This is a genomic window from Paraburkholderia sp. J11-2, from assembly GCF_905220185.1.
Classification (GTDB): Bacteria; Pseudomonadota; Gammaproteobacteria; order Burkholderiales; family Burkholderiaceae; genus Paraburkholderia.
Window position 1 is genome coordinate 104,282 of record NZ_CAJMYY010000018.1, and the last position, 21,179, is coordinate 125,460.

The 21,179-nt window shown below is 63.7% G+C and carries 17 protein-coding genes and 2 tRNA genes; 11 read left to right on the plus strand and 8 right to left on the minus strand.

Annotated elements, in window-relative coordinates; genetic code table 11:
• The first annotated feature begins 146 nt into the window (after positions 1-146).
• A complete protein-coding gene (locus U5A57_RS24625; RefSeq protein WP_321914243.1) occupies positions 147-422 on the plus strand; it encodes a hypothetical protein in 276 nt (91 codons plus the stop codon).
• A gap of 41 nt (positions 423-463) precedes the next feature.
• Here U5A57_RS24625 and U5A57_RS24630 read toward each other — a convergent pair whose 3' ends face one another.
• The 4 genes from U5A57_RS24630 to U5A57_RS24645 form a co-directional block, all read right to left on the minus strand.
• On the minus strand, positions 464-2,284 hold the full coding sequence (locus tag U5A57_RS24630) for an AMP-binding protein (protein WP_321914244.1): 1,821 nt from the start codon (positions 2,282-2,284) through the stop codon (positions 464-466).
• Positions 2,285-2,486: 202 nt separating this feature from the next.
• Entirely contained in the window at positions 2,487-3,704 is a 1,218-nt protein-coding gene (locus U5A57_RS24635; protein WP_321914245.1) for an MFS transporter, read from the minus strand.
• Positions 3,705-4,095: 391 nt separating this feature from the next.
• The gene (locus U5A57_RS24640) at positions 4,096-5,505 is read right to left on the minus strand and encodes a hypothetical protein (protein ID WP_321914246.1); all 1,410 of its coding nucleotides are present in this window, start codon (positions 5,503-5,505) and stop codon (positions 4,096-4,098) included.
• A gap of 208 nt (positions 5,506-5,713) precedes the next feature.
• On the minus strand, positions 5,714-6,823 hold the full coding sequence (locus U5A57_RS24645; protein ID WP_321914323.1) for a porin: 1,110 nt from the start codon (positions 6,821-6,823) through the stop codon (positions 5,714-5,716).
• 367 nt (positions 6,824-7,190) lie between these two features.
• Here U5A57_RS24645 and U5A57_RS24650 point away from each other — a divergent pair, with 367 nt between their 5' ends.
• The gene (locus U5A57_RS24650; RefSeq protein WP_321914247.1) at positions 7,191-7,964 is read left to right on the plus strand and encodes an SDR family oxidoreductase; all 774 of its coding nucleotides are present in this window, start codon (positions 7,191-7,193) and stop codon (positions 7,962-7,964) included.
• Between the two features lie 81 nt (positions 7,965-8,045).
• Positions 8,046-9,758 (plus strand): long-chain fatty acid--CoA ligase, encoded by a 1,713-nt coding sequence (locus tag U5A57_RS24655; RefSeq protein ID WP_321914248.1) that lies wholly within the window; start codon positions 8,046-8,048, stop codon positions 9,756-9,758.
• 126 nt (positions 9,759-9,884) lie between these two features.
• Here U5A57_RS24655 and U5A57_RS24660 read toward each other — a convergent pair whose 3' ends face one another.
• Complete coding sequence (locus tag U5A57_RS24660) at positions 9,885-10,247, minus strand: hypothetical protein (RefSeq protein ID WP_321914249.1); 363 nt, start codon at positions 10,245-10,247, stop codon at positions 9,885-9,887.
• A 249-nt stretch (positions 10,248-10,496) separates the two neighbouring features.
• Between U5A57_RS24660 and U5A57_RS24665 the strand changes: the two genes are divergently transcribed.
• From U5A57_RS24665 to oxlT, 8 genes are all read left to right on the plus strand, one after another.
• Positions 10,497-11,216 carry a GntR family transcriptional regulator gene (locus tag U5A57_RS24665; protein ID WP_321914250.1) on the plus strand — a complete coding sequence of 240 codons (720 nt, stop codon included), beginning with the start codon at positions 10,497-10,499 and terminating at the stop codon, positions 11,214-11,216.
• Positions 11,217-11,559: 343 nt separating this feature from the next.
• Entirely contained in the window at positions 11,560-13,308 is a 1,749-nt protein-coding gene (oxc, locus tag U5A57_RS24670) for an oxalyl-CoA decarboxylase (RefSeq protein ID WP_321914251.1), read from the plus strand.
• Positions 13,309-13,353: 45 nt separating this feature from the next.
• On the plus strand, positions 13,354-14,604 hold the full coding sequence (frc, locus tag U5A57_RS24675) for a formyl-CoA transferase (RefSeq protein ID WP_321914252.1): 1,251 nt from the start codon (positions 13,354-13,356) through the stop codon (positions 14,602-14,604).
• Between the two features lie 168 nt (positions 14,605-14,772).
• Entirely contained in the window at positions 14,773-15,207 is a 435-nt protein-coding gene (locus tag U5A57_RS24680; RefSeq protein ID WP_321914253.1) for a PAS domain S-box protein, read from the plus strand.
• An 18-nt stretch (positions 15,208-15,225) separates the two neighbouring features.
• Entirely contained in the window at positions 15,226-15,483 is a 258-nt protein-coding gene (locus tag U5A57_RS24685) for a hypothetical protein (protein ID WP_321914254.1), read from the plus strand.
• A gap of 164 nt (positions 15,484-15,647) precedes the next feature.
• On the plus strand, positions 15,648-17,216 hold the full coding sequence (locus U5A57_RS24690; RefSeq protein ID WP_321914255.1) for a Re/Si-specific NAD(P)(+) transhydrogenase subunit alpha: 1,569 nt from the start codon (positions 15,648-15,650) through the stop codon (positions 17,214-17,216).
• A 9-nt stretch (positions 17,217-17,225) separates the two neighbouring features.
• Positions 17,226-18,620: an NAD(P)(+) transhydrogenase (Re/Si-specific) subunit beta gene (locus tag U5A57_RS24695; RefSeq protein WP_321914256.1), complete on the plus strand. Its 1,395-nt coding sequence runs from the start codon at positions 17,226-17,228 to the stop codon at positions 18,618-18,620.
• Between the two features lie 94 nt (positions 18,621-18,714).
• Positions 18,715-20,055, plus strand: a complete 1,341-nt coding sequence (gene oxlT, locus U5A57_RS24700; protein ID WP_415774656.1) for an oxalate/formate MFS antiporter — start codon at positions 18,715-18,717, stop codon at positions 20,053-20,055.
• Between the two features lie 25 nt (positions 20,056-20,080).
• On the opposite strand, the gene U5A57_RS24705 is transcribed toward oxlT, so the two are convergent.
• The 3 genes from U5A57_RS24705 to U5A57_RS24715 form a co-directional block, all read right to left on the minus strand.
• Entirely contained in the window at positions 20,081-20,386 is a 306-nt protein-coding gene (locus tag U5A57_RS24705) for a hypothetical protein (protein WP_321914258.1), read from the minus strand.
• A 176-nt stretch (positions 20,387-20,562) separates the two neighbouring features.
• Positions 20,563-20,649: transfer RNA gene (locus U5A57_RS24710), tRNA-Leu, on the minus strand.
• Positions 20,650-20,824: 175 nt separating this feature from the next.
• A tRNA-Leu gene (locus tag U5A57_RS24715) sits at positions 20,825-20,911 on the minus strand.
• Positions 20,912-21,179: the final 268 nt, after the last annotated feature.

Below are 21,179 nucleotides of genomic sequence, written 5' to 3' on the forward strand. Positions count from 1 at the left end.
AGCGATCGGCAGGAGGGCGCACGGAGGGCTAGATGGACAGGCGGGCTTTTCTCTGCGATGTAGGTGCCGTGGCATTAGGCGCGGCTTGGCAGACGCAAGCGCTGCGGGTTGCGTTGGGCGAACGCGCGCCTCGTGCGAGTGCGGCGTTGAATTCGGCAAATGGCGTGGTGTTCGACCCGGCGCTCGCGCGAGGACGCGCGCTCGCGCAAGAAGCGGCGTGCGCGGGATGCGTTGCGTGGGCCATCGGCGACCATGGCGGCGGTGTGACGGACGACGACATCGGCACCCTGTGGCACGCGCGGATCGCGCGGCGGCTCGAGCCCGGCGCAGCCTTGATAGGCGCGTTGCGCCCCTCGGATCGCTTCGTGCTTGAGCGCCTCGCAAACGCGCGCGGGGTGATGTTTCGCAACGCTGCCTGGTAGACCTTATCGTTTCGTGGCGCTCCTTCTTCAGCGTCTCGTATCTAAGGGGTCTTCGCGGTTTTCGCGATTTCCTCGTCGCGCAACTGGCGGCGCAGGATCTTGCCGATGGTCGATTGCGGCAGCGACTCGCGGAACTCCACGATGCGCGGCACCTTGTAGCCCGTAAGCTGCTGGCGGCAGAACTGGATCAGCGCGTCTTCCGTGAGGGCGGGGTCGCGCTTCACGACGAATACCTTCACGCGCTCGCCCTGCACCGGATCGGGCACGCCGATTGCCGCCACCTCGCGCACGCCGGGATGCATTGCCAGCACGTCCTCGATCTCGTTCGGATACACGTTGAACCCCGACACGAGAATCATGTCCTTCTTGCGGTCGACGAGGCGGATATAGCCGCGCGCATCCATCACGCCGATGTCGCCGGTCGTGAGCCATCCATCGGCAAACACCTTTGCCGTTTCGTCCGGGCGATTCCAGTAGCCCTTCATCACTTGCGGGCCCCTCACGCAGAGCTCGCCGGGTTCGCCGATGCCGGCCCACGTGCCGTCGTCCTTGCGAAAGCGCACCTGCGTGGAAGGTGCGGGCAGCCCGATGGAGCCTTCCGGATGCGCCTGGCCCGCGTCCAGGCGTTCGACATCGACGGGATTCATCGAGACGATCGGCGAGCATTCGGTGAGCCCATAGCCTTCCACGACTGACTTGCCCGTCACGGCCCGGAAGCGGTCGGCGATGGCTTTCTGCATGGCCATGCCGCCCGCCATCGCGAGCTTGAGGCCCGAGAAGTCGCGCTCGCGGAACTCCGCGTTATCGAGCAGTGCGCTATAGAGCGTGTTGACCGCGCTGATGCAACTGAACGTCTCGTGTCGCAGCACCTTCATGACGCGCTTGATGTCGCGCGGATTGGCGATCAGGATGTTGCGGCCGCCGAGCGCGAGGAAGATCAGCGCATTGATGGTGAGCGAATAGATGTGATAGAGCGGCAACGGTGTGAGCACCGTCTCGGCCTTGGCGTCGAGCTGGTTGCCGACCCAGGCCTTTGCCTGCTGCACGTTCGCGAGCACGTTGCCGTGCGTGAGCATTGCACCCTTCGCGACACCCGTCGTACCGCCCGTGTATTGCAGGAACGCGAGATCCTCCGCGCGCGTCGCCACCGGGGCGTGCGGTGCACGCGCGCCGTGCGCGAGCGCATCGAGAAGACGCACGGCGTGCGGAAGGTGGTAGGGCGGCACCATCTTCTTCACGTGGCGCAGCATGACGTTGATGAAGCGGCCCTTGAGGTTCACGCCCTCGCCGAGCAAGTCGCCAAGCGCCGTCACGACGATGCGTTGCACCTGCGTGCCGGGCAGGGCCGCTTCGAGCGTGGCTGCGAAATTCTCGAACACGACGATGGTCTGCGCGCCGCTGTCCTGCAACTGATGCGCAAGTTCGCGCACGGTGTAGAGCGGATTGACGTTGACGACCACCGCACCCGCCTTGAGTGCGCCGAAGAGAGCAACCGGATACTGCAAGGTGTTGGGCAGCATGATCGCGACACGCTCGCCTCGCTGTACACCCGCGCCTTGCAGCCAGGACGCGAACGCCGTGGCCTTGCGGGCGAGCGCGGCGTAGGTCATCGGCGAGCCCGCGCTCACATAGGCGACGCGCTCGCCAAAGCGCGCCGTGCAATCGTCGAAGAAGTGTGTGAGCGAGGCGTACTGGCTCGCGCCAATTTCGTGCGGCACGCCGGGAGGGTACGAGGCGTACCAGATGCCGTCGGTATTGGGTGGCGGCGCCTTAGCTGGCAGCGCCGTAGCTGGGGCCGCTGCCGCTGCCTGAGCGGAGACTGCCACAGGGCTCGCCGGATCGGGCTGGGGCGTTTCGCTCATGGTGGACCTCCGGGCGGTATATCAACCGACTGCAAATGCCTGTTCGCTTACATCATGCAACGCCACGCGCCGTGCAGCCAGGAGGTGTTACCCGGTGTGCGAATGCGGGCGCCGGTCAAGATCAGCAAAAAGGCCGTGCGGGTGAACCCGGCACGGCCTTTATTGTGTTGCTGCAGCGCGGCGTTACGGGGCCGCCCGCACGTCAGACGCCGGACACCTCTTTCGCGGTCTGCGTCATGTCGATGCCTCGACGTTCGCGGCTGAACGGGATCAGCACGGCGATCACGACGGCGACCGTGCCGGCGACGATCGCCATGGCCATTGCATAGTCCTGGTTGTGCGTTTCGGCAAGCGACGCCTGCAGCGTGGCGTTCACCGAAGCGAACAGGTTACCGAGCTGATAGACGAGGCCAGGGAAGGTCGCACGCACTTCGTCAGGCGAAATTTCGTTGAGGTGCACCGGGATCACCCCCCACGCACCTTGCACCGAAATCTGCATGAGGAACGCGCCGAGTGCGAGCAGCACGGGGCCTTGCGAGAATGCCCACAGCGGCAGCACGGGCAGCGCGATCAGCGCGGCGATGAAGATGGCCTTGCGGCGTCCGATTTTTTCAGACATCTGCCCGAAGAAGAGGCCGCCTACGATCGCGCCGATATTGAGCACGATGGTGATGATCGAAACCGTGTGCGGATCGAAGTGATGCTGTTCGCGCAAGAAGGTCGGATACAGATCCTGCGTGCCGTGCGAGAAGAAGTTGAACGCCGTCATCAGCACGATGGCGTAGAGCGAAAGCTTCCAGTTGTGCTTGAGCGTGCTGATGAGGCTCGGACGCGCGCGCTTTTGCATCTCCTTGAAGGCCGGCGACTCGGGCACGTGCAAACGCACATAGACCACGAGCAGCGCAGGCAGCACGCCGACGAAGAACATGCCACGCCAGCCGATGTGCTGATACAGGACGCCAAACACGATCGAGGCGAGCAAATACCCGCTCGGATAGCCCGCCTGCAGCAGGCCGGAAACGATGCCGCGCGACTTGGGCGGAATGGTTTCCATGGTGAGCGCGGAGCCCACGCCCCATTCGCCGCCCATCGCGACGCCGAAGAGCGCGCGCAGGACGATGAAGGTGGTGAGATTGGGCGAGAAGCCCGTGAGCAGTTCGAGCAGGGAATAGCACGCGATGTTGATCATCAGCGTGGGACGGCGGCCGTATTTGTCGGCGAGTCGGCCGAATATCAGCGCGCCGAGCGGGCGCATGGCCAGTGTCAGCGTAATGGCAAAAGCCACTGCCGGGATTTTGGTGTTGAATTCGGTGGCGATGTCTTTCAGAACGAAAACCATCAGAAAGAAATCGAATGCATCGAGCGTCCATCCCAGGTACGCCGCGATCGTGACGTTTTTCTGTTCACGCGTCCAGCTCATGTTGATTCTTCTCCTGTGAAACTAGGGCAATGCCATGTCTCCTCGATCACGGTTGGCGTTTTGGCGCTTGTCGCGATCTCATGCACGTGTCGGCATTGCGTTGTGTGGCTTGGTTGTATCGCTTGGAGCGGCCCCCCCGTAACGGGCCGTGCGCGAGCAGTGTACGCCCGGCGTTAAACATTTGCATGCTTCTTGACTACACCCCGTAGTAATCCCTGGGAAGTTCGGCTATATGCGAAAGCATTTTGTTTTAATCGTAATTAAAACGTAATGAATGTGCAGGTAATTAAATGAGCGAATGCATTAAAGGGATGTCGATGAACCAAAGCAAACGAGCGGGCATTGGCCCGCTCGTTTGCCTTGAAAAATCACACGATGCCTGCCGCGCGATTTAGCTGCGAAGCAACCAGCCGATGGCGCGCGAGACGACGTCGTGCCATTCGCCCATTTGCGTCTGGCGCAGGACCGTTGCCGCGCTCATCCACGGCGTGCGTGCACCCGTGCGGCCCCAGCGCCATTCGCCGGTCGGGTTGACGAGCACGGCGGTGGGTTTGCCGAGCATTGCGCTCAGGTTTGCGGCGACGGCGTCCACGCTCAACACGACGTCGAGCTGCTCGATGCAGGCCGCCGTGTCGGCAAAGCTCGCAATGCCGGGCCCGTAGTGACTCACCGCGCCACGGGGCGTGCCGTTCGCCAGTTCGGCGGCGGGGTGGTGCAGGCTGACGAGCTGCACTTCGCGCGTGAGCGCGGGGTGGGTCGTCAGGCGCTCGATTTGCTCGAGCGGTACGCTGCGCAAGCCGGCCCAGCAACGCTCCTTGCTGCCGACTTCCGGGGCGTGCTGTTGCGCGCAGTCCCAGAACAGGCCGACGAGGCGTTTGCCTGGCGCGCGCGCACGCAACGTTTGCGACCACGTGGACGCCCGTTCGCGCGCTGCCGCGGGCGCACGCAGATAAGCGTCGAAATACGGTTGGGGCCGCGGTGAATCAGCGGCGGCGAGCAGTGGCAGATGGAGCAGTGTGGCCTGCAGCGTCGGCGCGAATGCCTTGATCGTGTCGTGCGTTTCGGGCGGCAGGGGCGCGCTCTGCGCAAGCGGGCGCGCGGTGCCAAGCACGATGCAGCCGGGCAAGGAAGCCTGCATGAGACCATGTATTGCGTGGTCGCACGTGAGCATGATTTCGGCGCCCGCGTCACGCCACTGGCGCACGGACGCGAACAACAGGAGCTGGTCGCCAAAGCCCATCTGGTGCGTCACGAGCACGCGTTCGCCGCGCAGGTCGCGTTGGCCGCTCCACATCGGCGCTTCGGCGTAGCGATAGTTGCCGCTGTCGCTGCGATTGCGTTCGAGCCAATGTGTGAACCCGCGCGTGTCGCCGAGGCTCAGCAACGCTTCGGCCAGCCACTTGCGCGCCCTTAGCGCGTCTCGCGAGAGGTCCGCCGGATGGCGGCTCAACGCGGTTTCGAGGTGGTCGATGGCGCGTTGCGTTTCGCCGCTCAGGTAGAGGTCGCGTCCGATCCGCGCTTCGCAGAAAAGCGGGCCCCACGGTAACGACTGATGCGCGAGCCAGTTGGCGGCTGCCTCGGCGTGACGCCCGCGCAGGCGCAACGCGCGGCCTCGCGCATGGATGAACCCGCGGTGCTCGGGGGCGAGCGCGAGTCCTTTGTCGGCCCAGGGCAGCATCTGCTCGTCGCGCCGCGCTTGGACCAGCGTTTCACAGATCTGCATGAGCAGGTCCGTATTGTCGGGCGCGTGCGCGTGGGCTTCGAAGGCTGCGAGAAGTTTTTCCTGCGCGGATTGGGACATGGGGCGGCCTGACGTCGAACGTTTCTGGGAGACAGAAAAATTCTATCGACGCCATCCTGCAGGGGAATCAGACGAATCTGAGATATCGCGGGACTGGCGCTGTCGGGGCGCCGCTCACGAGAACGCGCGCAAAAAAACGGCGGCGCTGCGCCCGAAAGCGCGGCGCCGCCGCTGTGCCGGTAGTCAGACCCGGCGATGCAATCCGCTTTTAGAAGATGTTGCGGAAACCGACTGCGACACCGGTCTGATTGTTGCGGCCCGGGAAGTCGGCGGTTGCCGAGCCGGTGCCGCGCATGAAGTCGACCGTGCCATACACTTCGGTGCGCTTCGACAGCGAGTATTCGGCCAGCAGCACGGCCGAGTAGCGCACGCCGGTGCTGAGCGTCACGCCGTCTTCGTTCAGGCCGTTCTTGGCGTGGTCGTAGTAGTACGCTGCGGTCAGTTGCAGCGGCGAGGTGACCTGCCACGTGGCGCCGGCATAGAGGCCGTTGTCGATGCGGTTGGTTTTCGTCACGGGCGTCACGAAGTTGATCGCCGCGGGCGAATTCGCAGCCGCCATGTACTGGTCCACCACGCCCGTGTTGTCCTGGCCCCACAGCCAGCCGCCGTACAGGTGAACCGAACCGAGCGCATAGACCGCGCCGAGGTTGGCCACGCGGTACTTGTTGTTGTGCGCGTCGCTGTTTTGCTGGTAGCCCGCGAGCAGCTGGACCGGACCGGCCGCGTAGGTGGCCGTGAAGCCGTACATGTTGCTCGCGCCGACGCTGCCCGCCACGCCGCCGAAGCTGTACATGCCTTCGACTTCGAAGCCGCCGAACTTGCCGTCGTACTTGACCGAATTGTTCTCGCGCAGGCCATAGCCGAGTGCGCCCGGCAGCCAGCCGTCCTGGTCGAAGTTGCCGACGGTCAGCGGGTCGAAGGTGTTGCCGAGCTGATCGAACAGCGGGGTGTTCTGACGGCCCATCGTGACCGTGCCGTACTTGTTGCTCGATACCCCGACGTACGCCATCCGGTTGAACAGCGTATTCGAGCTCGCCAGTTGGCCGTTCCAGAGGTTGAAGCCGTTTTCGAGGCGGAAGACGGCGGAGAGGCCGCCGCCGAGGTCCTCGGAGCCCTTCAGGCCCCAACGGCTGCCGGTGATCGGGCCCTGCGTCATCTGCAACTCGTTGTCGTTGTGCGCGTTAGCGTTCGTGAGGTAACGGATGCTGGTGTCGACGATGCCGTACAGCGTGACCGAGCTTTGCGCGAAGCTGTGCTGGCAAGCGAGAGCGAGGGCAACGCCGCCGATGGCCGATGCAATCTGGGTATGTCTCACGATGGGATCCTTTTTCTTCTGCTGCGTGTTGTAAGTTGTTCGGACCGCCGGGGTACCGGGGCCGTATTTCGTGTGTGCCAAGCCAGTGGATGCTGACCGGGGGCCGATGATAGACGCTCGATAAAAGGCTGAAAACGCTGGCTGTCGCGCGATTGCAACGGTTGCGCGTGCAAGTATCTGCCGCTGCATTTCGTTTCTGAGACAACTCAGGCCGCATAGAGCCGGACACAAAAGCACAAATGTTATTTAATGAACGGTCGTGCTTTTCCCTATTTTCGTGGCTGGCGGGCCCCGCTAGAATCGTCGGCATCTCATCGCGTTCCGCAATGCGGAACTTCGGCCGGTCGACAGACATCAAGGAGACGAAAGCATGCGGGTCAGGGAAATGTTCGAGCTGGGTGGTCAGGTCGCACTCATCACCGGCGGCTCGCGCGGGCTGGGTTTGCAGATGGCGCAGGCGCTAGGCGAGATGGGCTGCCATGTGGTGATTACCGCGCGCAAGGCCGACGAACTCGCCGAGGCGGCGAGCCATTTGCAGGCGCTCGGCATCAAGGCGACCACGATCGTGAGCGATCTGCAGCGCGCCGAAGCCGTCAAGCCGCTCGTGGACGAGACGCTCGCGGCCTGCGGTCAGATCGACATCCTCGTGAACAATGCGGGCGCTACGTGGGGCGCCCCCGCGGAGGACTACCCCGACGAGGCGTGGCACAAGGTCATGAACCTGAACGTGAACGCGCCGTTCTTCCTCGCGCGCGAAGTGGGCAAGCGCAGCATGATCCCGCGCCAGCGTGGCAAGATCATCAACGTGGCTTCGATTGCCGGGCTGAAGGGCTCGCTCGGGCCCATGCAGACCATCGCGTACAACACCTCGAAGGCGGCGGCCATCAATTTCACGCGCGCGCTGGCGGCCGAATGGGGCAAGTACAACATCAACGTGAATGCGATCTGCCCGGGCTTCTTTCCGTCGAAGATGTCGGCCGGCCTGCTCGACAAGCTCGGGCAGGTGGTGATCGACCATACGCCGCTGCACCGTCTCGGCGACGACGACGATCTCAAGGGCGCCGTGGTGTTTCTCGCGAGCCAGGCGTCGCGGCATATGACGGGCCAGTATCTCGCCGTCGATGGCGGCGCGAGCATCGTCTGATTTCGCATGGTACGTGGCGTCACGCCGCTGCGCGCGGCTGGCGGCCGCGTGCTTCACCAGTCTTGCCCGACGGAGCTTGCCATGTCCACGTCTGCCCCGACGCATTCCGTAAATTCGCCTTCCTCGAGATCGCCCCATTGGCCCGCGCAACTTTCGCCGCATCTGAGCATTCCGCAGACGAACCTTTTCTATAACGCGGAGGTCTCGGCGGCGCGCTATCCCGACAAACCGTTTATCGTCTTCTACGACACGCCCGTTACGTTCGCGCAGTTCAAGGACGAGGCGGAGCGTGTAGCCGGGTATCTGCAGCAAGAGTGCGGCGTGAAGGCCGGCGACCGCGTGTTGCTCTACATGCAGAACAGCCCGCAATGGGTCATCGCTTACTACGGCATCCTGCGCGCCAACGCCGTGGTCGTGCCGGTCAATCCGATGAACCTCACCGACGAGCTCGCGCACTACGTGGAAGACAGCGGCGCGACGACCGCTTTCGTCGCACAGGATCTCTATGCGCGTATTGCGCCGCTCGTGCAGGAAGGCGAGGGCGATGGCCTCAAGCACCTGCTCGTTGCGACGTATAGCGACTATCTGAAGTGCGAGCCGTTTTCGCCGCCGCCCGAATTCGTGAGCGCGCCGCGCTGCGTCAGTGGTCCGGGTGTCGCGCACTGGGCCGACGTGCTCGAGGCGCGCTGCGTGCCCGGCGCGCTCACCGCCGGCGCCGACGATCTCTGCGTGATGCCGTACACCTCGGGCACCACGGGCAAGCCCAAAGGCTGCATGCATACGCATCGCAGCGTGATGGCGACAGCCGCGGGCGGTTGCAACTGGTTCGGCAGTAATCAGGATGCCGTACAACTTTCCGTGTTGCCGCTCTTTCACGTAACAGGCATGCAGGGCGGCATGAACAGCCCGATCTACAACGGCTCGACCGTGGTGTTGCTGCCGCGCTGGGATCGCGACGCCGCGGCGCGTGCGATCGAGCACTACCGCATCAACGGCTGGCAGGCGATCTCGACGATGGTGGTGGACTTCATCTCGAACCCGCGCATTCACGAGTACGACTTGTCGAGCCTAGCCTGGATGCGCGGCGGCGGCGCGACAATGCCCGACGCGGTGGTGAAGAAGCTCAAGGATCTGACCGGGCTCGACTTCGTCGAAGGTTACGGCATGTCGGAAACCATGGCGGGCACCCATATCAATCCGCCGCAGCGTCCCAAGCCGCAGTGTCTCGGCATTCCGGTGTTCGACGTCGACTCGCGCGTGGTCGATCCGATTACGCTGGAGGAGGTGCCGCCCGGCGAATCGGGCGAGCTGATCATGCATGCGCCGCAGGTGATGCAGGGCTACTGGCGCAACCCCAAGGCGACGAGCGAAGCGTTCATCGAACGCGACGGCAAGCGCTTCCTGCGCACGGGCGATCTCGTACGGCGCGACGAGGAAGGCTATTACTTCATGACCGATCGCCTCAAACGCATGATCAACGCGTCGGGCTACAAGGTCTGGCCGGCCGAGGTCGAAGCGCTGATGTACCGGCACCCCGCAATCAACGAGGTGTGCATCATCGGTACGCAGGACGCGCGCCGCGGCGAGACCGTGAAGGCGGTCGTCGTACTCGACCCGAAGGAGGTCGGCAGCGTGAATGAAGACGACATCATCGCCTGGGCGCACGACAACATGGCGGCCTACAAGGCGCCGCGCATCGTGCAGTTCGTCGAGGCGCTGCCGAAATCGGGCAGCGGCAAGATTCTGTGGCGCAAGCTGCAGGAGGAAGAGGCCGAGGCCCGCAGCAACACCTGAGCGCGCCGGCCTGCCCAGTACCCCTTAGTTGTCCTTCAATACCGAACCCGTCTGGATAGCGCGGTAGCGCGCGACGCATCCAGACGGGTTTCGTCTTTATCGGGCTCGCGCATGCGTGCGCAAGTGTTACGCGCCTGCGAGCGCGGGCAAACCGCCTTCGCGCCAATCCTGCTCCATGGCGGCGGCCATCCCCCATTCCTGCGAACTGCGTGGGGCGGGCGCTGCCAGCGGCCACTCGCCCGGTGCCTGCGCGTTCTTGCGAGCGAGAATCGCCTCGCACAGAAATTCCATGCTGTACGCCTTCAGCAGATGCGGGTGATTCGCCTCGATATAAGCGGCGACGCGCGCATGTTCACCGGCGACCGAGGCGAGCGAGTAGAGCGTGCGCGCGTCCCAGCGAAACCGCAGGCCCAGTTCGGCAAATGCCGTATTGAACGCGCACAGTTGCGCTTCCAGTTGATGATCGTGGCGGGTGTCCAGGTGGCTCATGGCTGTCTCCTCGTGTCGAGTACCGTGAAGCAAGAGTAGAAGCGCCAATGAATAAACGATAGTTAAAGTTTTTTTAGAAAAATATAAGTAGAAAGCTATGTATTGAGGGCAAACCCGCGAATCGTGAGAAATGCGCGCCGGTTACGCGTAAACCCCGCTTAGTCGCGAGCGTTCTGCTGATATATTGTATTGGAAATATGAAATTCCCCAGCAGTAACGGCTAAACAGAACGTTGGAGACAAACGACCGATGTCCGCCGAAAGAGAATTCCTCACCGCGATGCCCCCGGTCACCTTGACGCTGGAGCCGATCAACGCGACCGCTTCGCTGCGCGATCAGGCTTACGCGAAGCTCAAGCAGGCCATTGCCGAAACCGACATCTACCGCTCGCGAGACGAGATCCGTCTGGATGAGAAGGAACTGACCGAAAAGCTGGGCGTGAGCCGCACACCGGTGCGCGAAGCGATGACGCTGCTGGAGCAGGAGGGCTTCCTACGCACGGTGCCCCGTCGCGGTGTTTACATCTTGCGCAAGACGCGCAAGGAGATCGTGGAGATGATCTATATGTGGGCCGCGCTCGAAAGCATCGCTGCGCGCCTGGCCACCCAGCGCGCTTCGGACGACGACATTGCAGGTCTGCGGCGCATGTTCGCGACCTTCGGCGATTCGACGCCCTCGGACCACATAGAGGAGTACTCGGAGGCGAACATCATGTTCCACCAGTCGCTGGTGGAGCTTTCGAAGTCGCCCATCATCGTCGACACCATCAAGAACATCTTCATGCATGTGCGCGCGATCCGGCGCATGACGATCGCGCAGAGTGATCGCGCGTCGCGCTCGATCGTGGAGCATATGCGCATTATCGAAGCGCTCGAGGCGCGCGACACCGAGCGCGTCGAGCAACTCGTGCGGCAGCACTCGATAGAACTCGCGCTGTTCGTGGAAGCCAACTGCGATTTTCTGGACTGAAGCGTAGCGTGCGCCGTGTCGAGCCGCCGATATACATCGGCTCGGCGCATGAGTAAGCGGCATCGATCCGCGGTTCGTTTGAATGAGCGTCGCGATGCTGAAAGAAAAGTATGGAGTCCGTAACAAATTCGTTGGGACGTTTGGGTTGATTGAAAGAACTCGCCCATGGTGTGCCGCATCAAAGTTTGCCGCTTTGCGAGCGATCGCGTGAGCCGGCATCGGGGCAGCGCGGTGCGACGCAGTGCAGCAAACGTAGCATCCGTAAAAAAACGTCTTGACTAATATTGTGTGTGGAATATTGTATATCACGAATCACACTACGCCCCGCCAAAGAGGAGACGTCATGGCAGAAGCAGGCATCAACGAGGCACAGCAGAACCCTGTGCCGCAAGCGCAGCAAACGACCGATGGTTTTCATCTCGTCATCGACGCGCTGAAACTCAACGATATCGACACGATCTTCGGTCTCGTCGGTATTCCGATTACCGATCTCGCGCGTCTCGCGCAGGCCGAGGGCATGCGCTTCATCGGCTTCCGGCATGAGCAGAACGCCGGTAACGCCGCGGCCGTGGCGGGCTACATGACGAAGAAGCCGGGCATCTGCCTGACCGTTTCCGCGCCGGGCTTCCTGAACGGCCTGACGGCACTGGCCAACGCGACCACGAACTGCTTCCCGATGATCCTCATCAGCGGCTCGAGCGAGCGCGAGATCGTCGACCTGCAGCAGGGCGACTACGAAGAGATGGACCAGCTCAACGCCGCGAAGCCCTATGCCAAGGCTGCGTTCCGTGTGCTGCACGCGGAAGACATCGGCGTTGGCGTGGCGCGTGCGATTCGCGCTGCGGTCTCGGGCCGCCCGGGCGGCGTGTATCTCGACCTGCCGGCCAAGCTGCTCGCGCAGACCATCGACGCCGTGAAGGGCCAGCAGTCGCTCATCAAGGTGGTCGACGCCGCGCCGCGCCAGATTCCCGCACCGGATGCCGTGCAGCGTGCACTCGACGTCATCAGGAATGCGAAGCGTCCGCTGATCCTGCTCGGCAAGGGCGCCGCCTACGCCCAGGCCGATGCGCAGATCCGCGCACTGGTCGAAAAGAGCGGCATTCCGTATCTGCCGATGTCGATGGCCAAGGGTTTGCTGCCCGACACGCACGAGCAATCGGCATCGGCCGCGCGCTCGTTCGTGCTGGCCGAGTCGGATGCCGTGGTGCTGATCGGCGCGCGCCTGAACTGGCTGCTCTCGCACGGCAAGGGCAAGACCTGGGGCGCGGAAGCCGGACCGAAAAAGTTCGTGCAGATCGACATTGCGCCGACCGAAATCGATAGCAACGTCGCCATCGAAGCGCCCGTGATCGGCGACATCGGTTCGTGCGTGGAAGCGCTCGTTGCAGGCCTCGGCAACGACTTCCCGAAGCCGCCGGCAGAGTGGCTCGATGCGGTGGCCGAGCGCAAGAACAAGAACCTCGAAAAGATGGCCGCGACGCTCGCGAAGAATCCGTCGCCGATGAACTTCCACAGCGCGCTGCGCGCCATCCGCGACGTGCTCAAGACGCGCCCCGACATCAACGTCGTCAACGAAGGCGCGAACACGCTCGACTACGCGCGCAGCATCATCGACATGTATCAGCCGCGCAAGCGCTTCGACTCGGGCACGTGGGGGATCATGGGCATCGGCATGGGCTTCGCGGTCGGCGCAGCGGTGACGAGCGGCACGCAGGTCGTGGCGATCGAAGGTGACAGCGCGTTTGGCTTCTCGGGCATGGAACTCGAAACGATCTGCCGCTACAACCTGCCGGTCTGCACGATCGTCTTCAACAACAACGGCGTATATCGCGGCACCGACGTCAACCCGAGCGGCGGCTGCGACGTCGCGCCCACGGTGTTCGTGAAGAACGCGCGCTACGACAAGATGATCGAGGCCTTCGGCGGCATCGGCTATCAGGCGACCACGCCCGAAGAGCTGACTAGCGCGCTGCTCGAAGCCATCGCGTCGGGCAAGCCCACGTTGATCAACGCAGTCATCGACGAATCGGCCGGGACCGAAAGCGGTCGCCTCACGAATCTGAATCCGCAAAGCGCGGCCATGAAGAAATAAGCCCCCATCGATCAGGTAGATCAGATAGACCAGGAGATACGAGAAATGAGCAAGCCCCTCGACGGAATCAAGATCATCGACTTCACGCACGTACAGGCCGGTCCCGCTTGCACGCAGATGCTCGCGTGGTTCGGCGCGGACGTGATCAAGGTAGAGCGCCCGGGTTCAGGCGACGTGACGCGTTCGCAATTGCGCGATATTCCCGGCGCAGACGCGCTGTACTTCACGATGCTCAACAGCAACAAGCGCTCGCTCACGCTCGACACGAAGAAGCCCGAAGGCAAGGAAGTGCTGGAAAAGCTGATTCGCGAGTCGGACGTGATGGTGGAGAACTTCGGCCCCGGCGCGCTGGACCGCATGGGCTTCACGTGGGAGCGCATCAACGAACTGAACCCGAAGATGATCGTCGCTTCGGTGAAGGGCTTCAGCGAAGGCCACCACTACGACGACCTCAAGGTCTATGAGAACGTCGCGCAATGTGCAGGCGGCGCAGCTTCGACCACGGGCTTCTGGGACGGTCCGCCCACGGTCAGCGCGGCGGCGCTCGGCGACAGCAACACCGGCATGCACCTCGCCATCGGCATTCTCACGGCGCTGATCGGCCGCGACAAAACCGGCAAGGGCCAGAAGGTGGCCGTGTCGATGCAGGACAGCGTGATCAACCTGTGCCGCGTGAAGCTGCGCGACCAGCAGCGCCTGGACCGCGTGGGCTACCTCGAGGAATATCCGCAGTATCCGCACGGCTCGTTCAGCGACGTGGTGCCGCGCGGCGGCAACGCAGGCGGCGGCGGCCAGCCGGGCTGGGTGCTCAAGTGCAAGGGCTGGGAAACGGATCCGAACGCGTACATCTATTTCACGGTGCAGGGCCACGCGTGGGAGCCGATCTGCCGCGCACTGGGCAAGCCGGAGTGGATCGACGACCCGAACTACAACACGGCACAGGCGCGCCAGCCGCATATCTTCGACATCTTCGCGACGATCGAAGCCTGGCTCGCCGACAAGACCAAGTACGAAGCGGTCGACATTCTGCGCAAGTTCGACATTCCGTGCGCCCCGGTGCTCAGCATGAAGGAAATTGCGGATGACGCTTCGCTGCGCGCTAGCGGTACTATTGTCGAAGTGCCGCACAAGGAGCGCGGCTCGTACCTCACGGTGGGCAGCCCGATCAAGTTCTCGGACCTGAAGCCGGAGATCACGGGTTCGCCGCTGCTCGGCGAGCATACCGACGAGGTGCTGGCCGGCCTCGGCTACACGCCGCAGCAGATCGCGGCGCTGCACGAGACGCGCGCAGTTTGAGGTCCGCTGTGCGTTCCCCAAGCTGAACGCAGTACGTAGAAAGCGGGCGCGGCCAACGCCGCACCCGCGCAACACTGCAATACCAGACTGGCAGGCAGGACGCCGCGCGGCATGAGCAATGCATGCCGCGCGACGACGACAAACGACTTACCCCACATAGTCATCGCCATGCAATCCGCCATCGATTTCGAGCAGCTCGCAAACGCCATTGGGGACGCCATTGTCATCTCCGACGCAGCAGGCGACATCACATACTGGAATCCGGCGGCTACGCGCATGTTCGGCTATACGCAGGAAGAAGCGCTCGGCAAGACGCTCGACCTGATCATTCCCGAGCGGCTGCGCGGGCGCCACTGGGAGGGCTATCACAAGACGATGGCGACCGGACAGACGCGCTACGGCAACGACGTGCTGCGCGTGCCGGCCGTGGACAAGGCGGGCAAGGCGCTTTCCATCGCCTTCACCGTGGCGCTGCTGCACTCGCCGCAGGGCGAACTCAACGGTATCGTCGCTGTGATTCGCGACGAAACGGCGCGCTTCCAGGAAGAGCGCGCGCTCAAGAAACGCATCACCGAACTCGAAGCACAGGCACAGCAATCCTGAAACCTCGGGAGCTCTTCGATGCACACCGAAAGACTCGGACATTTCGAGGTCGAACTCTCGGCCCGTCAGATGATCCACAACGGCGGCTGGGCTGCGTTCGCCGCCATTCACGCGGTCGAGGCCGCTGCCGATGAACCGGCGGCCGCTGTATTGCCCCGTCAATGGGTGGTCGACGAAACCGTATTCGAAAGCGAGGCCGCCGCCATTGCCGGTGCGCGCGAGGCGGCGATCGCTTATCTCAAGAGCGGCAATTCGCCCACACTGGGCGTGTCATAGGGCAAAGCCCTCATCGAGCCGCGGCACAAAAAGCATTCCAACATCAGCAGGAGACGTTTCATGAAGTCGTGGCTACGCTTTCGGCGCGCCAGATGCATTGGCGCGCCGCCGATTCCGTTTGTTTGCGCCGCGGCGCTCCAGGTTGTGAAGCACGGAGGCGCATCATGGCGATGACAATTGCGGTCCCCCGCGAGACATATGAAGGCGAACGACGCGTAGCGGCGACGCCCGAAAGCGTCGCACAACTGATCAAACTCGGTTATGCCGTGGAAGTCGAAACGGCAGCGGGTGTGAGCGCGTCCTACCCGGACGACGCCTACCGCGCGGCAGGTGCGCGCGTCGTGGACGATGCGCACGCGCTCCTGAGCGCCGCGGATATCGTCATCAAGGTGCGCCCGCCTTCGAGCGACGAGGTACTGCGTCTCAAGCCGGGCGCGACGCTAATCGGCTTCATCTGGCCTGCGCAAAACGCGGCGCTGCTCGAGCAACTGGCGGCGCGCGAGGTCACGGTGCTCGCGATGGATTGCGTGCCGCGCATCTCGCGCGCGCAGAAGCTCGACGCCCTGAGCTCGATGGCTAACATGGCCGGCTATCGCGCGGTGGTCGAGGCGGCCCAGCATTTCGGCCGCGTTTTCACAGGGCAGATCACGGCGGCCGGCAAGATGCCGCCCGCCAAGGTGCTCGTGATCGGTGCGGGCGTGGCCGGGCTGGCCGCGATTGGCGCCGCACGCGGTCTTGGTGCAATTGTGCGCGCGTTCGATACGCGCCCCGAAGTCGGCCAGCAGGTCGAAAGCATGGGTGCGGAGTTCCTGAGCATCGACATCGAGGAGGAGGGCGGCGGCTCAGGCGGGTACGCCAAACAGATGAGCGCGAAGTTCATCGAAGCGGAGATGGCGCTTTTCGAGGCTCAGGCCCGCGAGGTCGACATCATCATCACGACGGCGCTCATTCCGGGCAAGCCGGCGCCGCGCTTGATCGACGCGAAGACGGTGGCGTGCATGCGCGCGGGCAGCGTGGTCGTCGACATGGCGGCCGAGCAGGGCGGCAACTGCGAACTCACGCGAGCGGGCGAAGTCGTGAATGCGAACGGCGTGACCGTGATCGGCTACACGGATCTGCCAAGCCGGATGGCGAACCAGTCGAGCCAGCTTTACGCGACCAACATCCGCCATCTGCTGACCGATCTCACGCCCGCGAAGAACGGCGAACTCGAACTCGACATGGACGACGTCGTGCAGCGCGGCACCACGGTCATGCAGCGCGGGCAGGTGTGCTGGCCGCCGCCGCCGGTACAGGTCAGCGCCGCACCGCAGGCGTCTGCGCAGACGAAGCCCGCTGTCGCCGCGACCGGCCACGCGAAAGAAGACACCGCGCAAGCCGCTCGCCGCAATGGCGCCTGGTCGCTCGCGGCGCTCGTCGCGGCCGCGTTGCTGCTGCTCGCGCTCGGCGCGGTCGCGCCGCCGGCGTTCGTCGCGCACTTCACGGTGTTCGTGCTCGCTGTGTTCGTCGGCTATCAGGTGGTCTGGAATGTCACGCCCTCGCTGCATACGCCGCTCATGAGCGTGACGAATGCGATCAGCGGGATCATCGTGATCGGCGCGTTGCTGCATCCGGGCAACGCCAGCACGATCGTGACCGTGCTGGCGGGCATTGCGCTCGTCGTCGCGACCATCAACATCGCGGGTGGCTTTCTCGTCACCCAGCGCATGTTGAAGATGTTCCAACGGACCTGAGGAGACGTCATGCTCAATGGAATCGGCAACATGGCGTGGCTCGGCGCGGCAACGCTCTTCATTCTCAGCCTGCGCGGGCTGAGTCATCCCGCGAGTGCGCGGCGCGGCAACCTGTATGGCGTGACCGGCATGGTGATCGCCGTGCTCGCCACGCTGCTCGTCACCGGTGGCGCGGGCCTGCAGATCGCGCTCGTCGCCGCGCTGGTTGGTGGTGGGCTCGGCGCGATTCTTGCGCGCCGCGTGGAGATGACGCAGATGCCGCAGCTCGTCGCGGTGCTGCACAGCTTCGTCGGCCTCGCGGCCACGCTGATCGCCTTCGCGAACTTTCTCTCGCCCCAGGCCGCGATGAGCGGCGTCGAGCGTGCGATTCACGACACCGAGATCTATGTCGGCGCGTTCATCGGCACGGTCACGTTCAGCGGCTCGATTATCGCGTTCCTGAAGCTGCAGGGCACGGTGAGCGGCAAGCCGCTCGTGCTGCCCGCGCGGCATTTGCTCAACGCAGTGGTGCTGGGCGCGTGCATCGCGATCGGGTATCGCTTCGTCAGTGCTCCTGATGGTGGCGACGCGCTGTACGCGCTCATCGTCATGTGCGTGCTGGCGGCGGCGCTCGGCGTGCATCTCGTGATGGCGATCGGCGGCGCGGACATGCCCGTGGTGGTCTCGATGCTCAACAGCTATTCGGGCTGGGCGGCAGCGGCAACGGGCTTCATGCTCGATAACGATCTGCTCGTCACGACGGGTGCGCTGGTGGGATCGAGCGGTGCGATTCTCAGCTACATCATGTGCCGCGCGATGAATCGCAGCTTTGTTTCGGTGATCCTCGGCGGCTTTGGCGCCGTGAGCGCCACGGCCAGCGCGACACCGGAAGGTGAGGTCGTAGCGACCACCGTGGACGAAGTGGGGTCGCTCCTGCGCGACGCTCAGGAGGTCGTGATCGTGCCGGGCTATGGCATGGCGGTGGCGCAGGCGCAGGGCACCATCAGCGAGATCACGCGGCGCTTGCGTGCGCTCGGCATACGTGTGCGTTTCGGCATTCACCCGGTTGCGGGGCGTTTGCCGGGCCACATGAACGTGCTGCTCGCGGAAGCGAAAGTGCCGTACGACATCGTGCTCGAAATGGACGAGATCAACGAAGACTTCACGAGCACCGACGTCGTACTCGTGATCGGCGCGAACGATATCGTCAACCCGGGCGCGCAGGAGGATGCGGGTAGCCCGATCGCCGGCATGCCGGTGCTGGAGGTGTGGAAGGCGCGCACCGTGGTCGTCTCCAAGCGCAGCATGGCGACGGGTTATGCGGGCGTGGACAATCCGCTCTTCTATAAGGACAACACACGAATGCTGTTTGGCGATGCGAAGGGCAGCGTCGACGCGTTGCTGCGGCAGCTCGAAGCGGCGTGACATTCAACGTCAGGCGCGGCGAACGAACATCTGCCGCGCCGGCTGTAACGCGGGAAAGAGGCGATGGCGCAAATCCCGCGGGCAATCACTACGGATGGAGACAGACAACGTGGTACACACCGATCGTATCGAAGGCGGCTACACGTCCCGGTGGCACAACCGCTGGGTGCAGCTCGTGGCGGGCATTCTCTGCATGGGGCTCGTGGCGAACCTGCAGTACGCGTGGACGCTCTTCGTCGTGCCAATGGACGCACGGCATCACTGGGGGCAGGCTGCGATCCAGCTCGCCTTCTCCATTTTCATCGTGACGGAAACCTGGCTCGTGCCCGTGGAGGGCTGGCTGGTCGATCGCTTTGGCCCGCGCCCCGTGGTGATGGGCGGTGCGTGCTGCGTGGCGCTCGGCTGGGTGCTCGATGCGTGGGCGCCCGCGCTGCCGGTGCTCTACGTCGCGGCGGTGATCTCGGGCATCGGTGCGGGCTGCGTGTACGGCACGTGCGTTGGCACCGCGCTCAAATGGTTTCCCGACCGCCGTGGCCTCGCTGCCGGCATGACAGCGGCGGGCTTCGGCGCGGGCGCGGCGCTCACGGTCATTCCGATTTCGAACATGATCCAGCATTCGGGCTATGAGCGCGCGTTCGTGTTCTTCGGACTCCTGCAGGGTGCGTGCATCATGGCGCTCGCCCTCGTCATGGTGCGCCCGAAGCCGCCGGCGCACGCAGCCGGCATGAAGCGCATCGTGGCGACGAAAACCGACTACACGACAAAGCAGATGGTTCGTGCGCCCGTATTCTGGGTGATGTACGCGATGTTCGTGTGCGTGGCCGCGGGCGGCATTATCGCGACGGCGCAGATCGGCCCGATCGCGAAGAGCTACGGCTTTGCCTCGATGCCGGTTACGCTCGTGGCCGCGACGCTGCCGCTGCTCACGATGACGCTCTCGATCAACAATCTCTGCAACGGCTTTACGCGGCCGCTGTGCGGGCTCATTTCGGATCGCATCGGCCGCGAGAATACGATGTTCATCACGTTTCTCGGCGAGGGGCTCGCGCTGCTGGGCTTGCGGGCGTTTGGCCACGACCCCTATCTCTTCGTGCTTTTCTCGGGGCTCGTGTTCCTGTTTTACGGCGACATCTTCTCGAACTTCCCGGCGACCTGCGCCGACACGTTCGGCGCGAAATACGCGGCTGGCAACGCAGGCACGCTTTACACCGCGAAGGGGACCGCGGCGCTGCTCGTACCCGTCGCTACGCTGCTCGCGCTCCACGGCGGCTGGAACATGGTGTTCGATATGGTCGCTTGTGTCGCGATGATCGCGGGCGTGAGCGCGAAGGTGATCTTGCAGCCCATGCGCCGGCGCTGGATCTTTCAGTCGGCAGAGGAGGCGAAGGTTGCCGATTCGGCGTTCATCCCTTCACCGCTGGGGTCGCACGAGTAAGCGCGGTGGATGTCGCGCCTGAGCGTTACGGGCGGGCGGTGCGGTCGTGATCGTGGCGAGCGGTCGCGGCGCGCAACGCCCGCATCATGCGTGCCGCGCCCTGGAGTCGCGCGCGCACGCGTGCGCGCCGTACGCGCCGCATATCGACGCGGGTCTGCTCGCGACGCGGGTCCGTTTCGGCGGCTCGCTCGCTGTCCAGCCCGAGATGCGCATAACGGCCTTCGCTGGCGCTCTTGTCGAGCCAACGCTCCGGCAACCGGGTTGCGAGCAGCCAGGTCGCCGCGGCGCCAAAGCTGACGGCGATGATCGCAGCGACGACAACGAATTCCATTCTGTATTCCTCGATCAGCTTATCCACGGCTCCCGGCAATGTATACCATGAAATATATCGAGTCGTGCCTCCAGTAGGTTCGCCGCAGCAAAATGGAAGCTGGAAAACAAAAAAGCCCGCAAATTGCGGGCTTTTTTGATGAATCCTGTGTGCTGCTAGTTCTGCTTGATGAGACGTGGTGCCCAGGAGAGGACTCGAACCTCCACAGTGTTGCCACCGCTAGGACCTGAACCTAGTGCGTCTACCAATTCCGCCACCTGGGCACGTCTTCAAGCTAGAAGGAAATTATGACGCGATTTAGCGTACCTGTCAATAGATCTTTTCAAAAAAACTTCATCTCGGGAACGCGGCTGCTGCGATTGACGCGATAGCGGGGCAGTTGTACTCACTGCTGCTCTGGAAATGAAAAAGGCCGGCATGAAGCCGGCCTTTTGAATCTGGTGCCCAAGAGAGGACTCGAACCTCCACAGTGTTGCCACCGCCAGGACCTGAACCTGGTGCGTCTACCAATTCCGCCACCTGGGCAAGGTGTCGTTTGCTGTTCAACGTGTTGTGCAGCAAAGACCGAAATTATAGCGGGCCCAGAACGCCTGTCAAGCGTTTTGTGAGAGGCAATCAAGCGCGGCTGCGCGAGCGTTGCCGGGCGCGTGGCGTGGCCGTCCGATCGCGCTGTGAGGCCGCTCCCACGGCTCGTAGGGTGCGATGCGGGTGTTAGAATGCCTCGCAGAAGTTCCGCCGGCACAAGTACGGGGTTCAGGTGCTGCGTGCAGCGTGGCGCACGCAGTGCGAGCGG

Coding starts and splice junctions, on each gene's coding strand:
- U5A57_RS24630 (WP_321914244.1), bottom strand. CDS start 2,284: ATGAGCGAAACGCCCCAGCCCGATCCGGCGAGCCCTGTGGCAGTCTCC.
- U5A57_RS24635 (WP_321914245.1), bottom strand. CDS start 3,704: ATGAGCTGGACGCGTGAACAGAAAAACGTCACGATCGCGGCGTACCTG.
- U5A57_RS24640 (WP_321914246.1), bottom strand. CDS start 5,505: ATGTCCCAATCCGCGCAGGAAAAACTTCTCGCAGCCTTCGAAGCCCAC.
- U5A57_RS24650 (WP_321914247.1), top strand. CDS start 7,191: ATGCGGGTCAGGGAAATGTTCGAGCTGGGTGGTCAGGTCGCACTCATC.
- U5A57_RS24655 (WP_321914248.1), top strand. CDS start 8,046: ATGTCCACGTCTGCCCCGACGCATTCCGTAAATTCGCCTTCCTCGAGA.
- U5A57_RS24660 (WP_321914249.1), bottom strand. CDS start 10,247: ATGAGCCACCTGGACACCCGCCACGATCATCAACTGGAAGCGCAACTG.
- U5A57_RS24665 (WP_321914250.1), top strand. CDS start 10,497: ATGTCCGCCGAAAGAGAATTCCTCACCGCGATGCCCCCGGTCACCTTG.
- oxc (WP_321914251.1), top strand. CDS start 11,560: ATGGCAGAAGCAGGCATCAACGAGGCACAGCAGAACCCTGTGCCGCAA.
- frc (WP_321914252.1), top strand. CDS start 13,354: ATGAGCAAGCCCCTCGACGGAATCAAGATCATCGACTTCACGCACGTA.
- U5A57_RS24680 (WP_321914253.1), top strand. CDS start 14,773: ATGCAATCCGCCATCGATTTCGAGCAGCTCGCAAACGCCATTGGGGAC.
- U5A57_RS24685 (WP_321914254.1), top strand. CDS start 15,226: ATGCACACCGAAAGACTCGGACATTTCGAGGTCGAACTCTCGGCCCGT.
- U5A57_RS24690 (WP_321914255.1), top strand. CDS start 15,648: ATGGCGATGACAATTGCGGTCCCCCGCGAGACATATGAAGGCGAACGA.
- U5A57_RS24695 (WP_321914256.1), top strand. CDS start 17,226: ATGCTCAATGGAATCGGCAACATGGCGTGGCTCGGCGCGGCAACGCTC.
- oxlT (WP_415774656.1), top strand. CDS start 18,715: ATGGAGACAGACAACGTGGTACACACCGATCGTATCGAAGGCGGCTAC.
- U5A57_RS24705 (WP_321914258.1), bottom strand. CDS start 20,386: ATGGAATTCGTTGTCGTCGCTGCGATCATCGCCGTCAGCTTTGGCGCC.